The organism is Arthrobacter sp. Y3225116 (assembly GCF_059091245.1).
In genome coordinates, this window is the sequence record NZ_JBNHGL010000396.1 from 1 (window position 1) to 1,682 (window position 1,682).

General features: G+C 71.2%; 2 protein-coding genes and 1 pseudogene. All 3 read left to right on the forward strand.

What is annotated here, in order from left to right:
• Positions 1-467 (forward strand): annotated as a pseudogene (locus AC5RV2_RS17725) (type VII secretion protein EccC); the annotation flags it as partial.
• Positions 460-891, forward strand: a complete 432-nt coding sequence (locus tag AC5RV2_RS17730) for a hypothetical protein (protein ID WP_494093420.1) — start codon at positions 460-462, stop codon at positions 889-891. The pseudogene AC5RV2_RS17725 and the gene AC5RV2_RS17730, both read left to right, overlap by 8 nt.
• Before the next feature lie 2 nt (positions 892-893).
• Positions 894-1,682 (forward strand): DUF6177 family protein (locus AC5RV2_RS17735; protein WP_494093421.1); only part of this gene is annotated, 789 nt, incomplete at its 3' end.

The window sequence follows — 1,682 nt, forward strand, 5'->3', positions numbered from 1 at the left end:
CGCCGAGCGCCGCCCAGGCCGAGCCGCTGGCCAACGCGATCGCCTCGGAACTGGCCAAGCGGACCGCCGGCGGCGACGCGATGCAGGACAGCATCGGCGAGGCGGACAGCATCCCGCGGATCGTCCTGCTGGCCGATGACTACGACATCCTCACGGCCGGCGGCGCCGGCCCGCTCCGCTCGCTGATCGAATACCTGCCGATGGGCCCGGAACTGCAGCTGAACGTGATCCTCACCCGCCGGGTGCGCGGGGCCGGCCGCGGCATGTACGAACAGTTCTTCGCCGCGCTGCGGGACTCCGGCAGCACCGGCCTGATCCTCTCCGGCGACCGCTCCGAAGGCGGCCTGCTCAACAACGTGCGCGCCCGCCGGCTACCGCCCGGGCGCGGCCTGCTGGTCCGCTCCGGCGGCCCCGTGCAGACCGTACAGACCCTGTGGACCCCGCTGGAGGCGACCGCCAATGTCTAACACCGTCACCGTCGTCGCGCTCGATGAGCCGGACCAGGACGTGGTCATGGTTTCGCTGCTGGCCGTGGTGCCGCAGGAGTACGTCCGCGAGGCCGCCGGCAACGCCCTGCTGGAAGTCGAGGACGGCAACGGCACCACCCTGCTGGCCGTCGAGCTGCCGCGCCTGGTCCGGGTTCCCGGCGAGGTGTCCCGGCTGCTCGCCGGCGCCGCCGTGACCGCGATCGAGGGCACCCCGATCCCGTTGATCTTCTCCGACGACCCGGACTTCGCCGAGCCGGAGCACCAGGACCTGTGGTGGCAGGAGATCACCGTCCGCAACGGCATCCCCGACGGCGACTCGCTCGGCTACCGGGTGGCGCAGAACATCGCCGTGCGGTGCCGCGGCGCCGTCGTCGCCCACCAACCGCCCGGCTCCGGAGAATAGGGATGGGCATGCACGCCTCCGCCTTCGATTTCCACACCGAACGAACCGCCGTCGTCTTCCAGGACAAGCCGCTGGCGTTCCTCTCCCCCGCCCTCACCCGCGCGTATGTGGCCGCCCGCGCGTCGGAGCGCCAGTTCGTGGTGATGACGCCCAGCACCGGCAAGCTGACGCTGCCGCTGTACCAGCTGCTGCAGCGCGAGGGCTGCATCTGGATGGCCAGCGCCGCGGACGGCACGTTCTACAACGGCTTCACTGGCCAGCAGTACCGCTGGGGCGGGGACGTCTTCGCCGCCGAGGAACAGTTGGCACCGGACTACCTCCAGGCGCCGGCCGGATCCGACGGCGTGATCCAGGCCCGCGGCGAGATCCTGCATCCGGCCAGCGCATCTACCCGCATCGGCGACTTCACCGCCGCGCTGTTCACCGAGTTGACCGGGGCCGGGCCGGTGGGCTGGGGCATCCACGAGCCGGTCAGCGAACCGTGGGACGTTGCCGACCTCACCGACTACTGCTTCCGTCTCGCGCCGATGACCGGCAACATCGTCGTGGTCGGCCGTCCCCGCCCCGGCACGGAGGTGCCGTCCATCGGCGTGCTCAGCGTGACGCGCTCGTCGACGGGTGTGCACGAGTCGGTGGAGCTGTTCTGCGAATCGGTGGACCCGCTCAGCGACGACGAGCTGGCCTCCTTCGGTTCGGCCATGCACCGCGCCCACGCCCGCACCGCGATGGCCGGGCACACCATGCTGCTGGACCGGCTGGCCTTCCCCGCGCGCTTCGATCTGAAGATCACA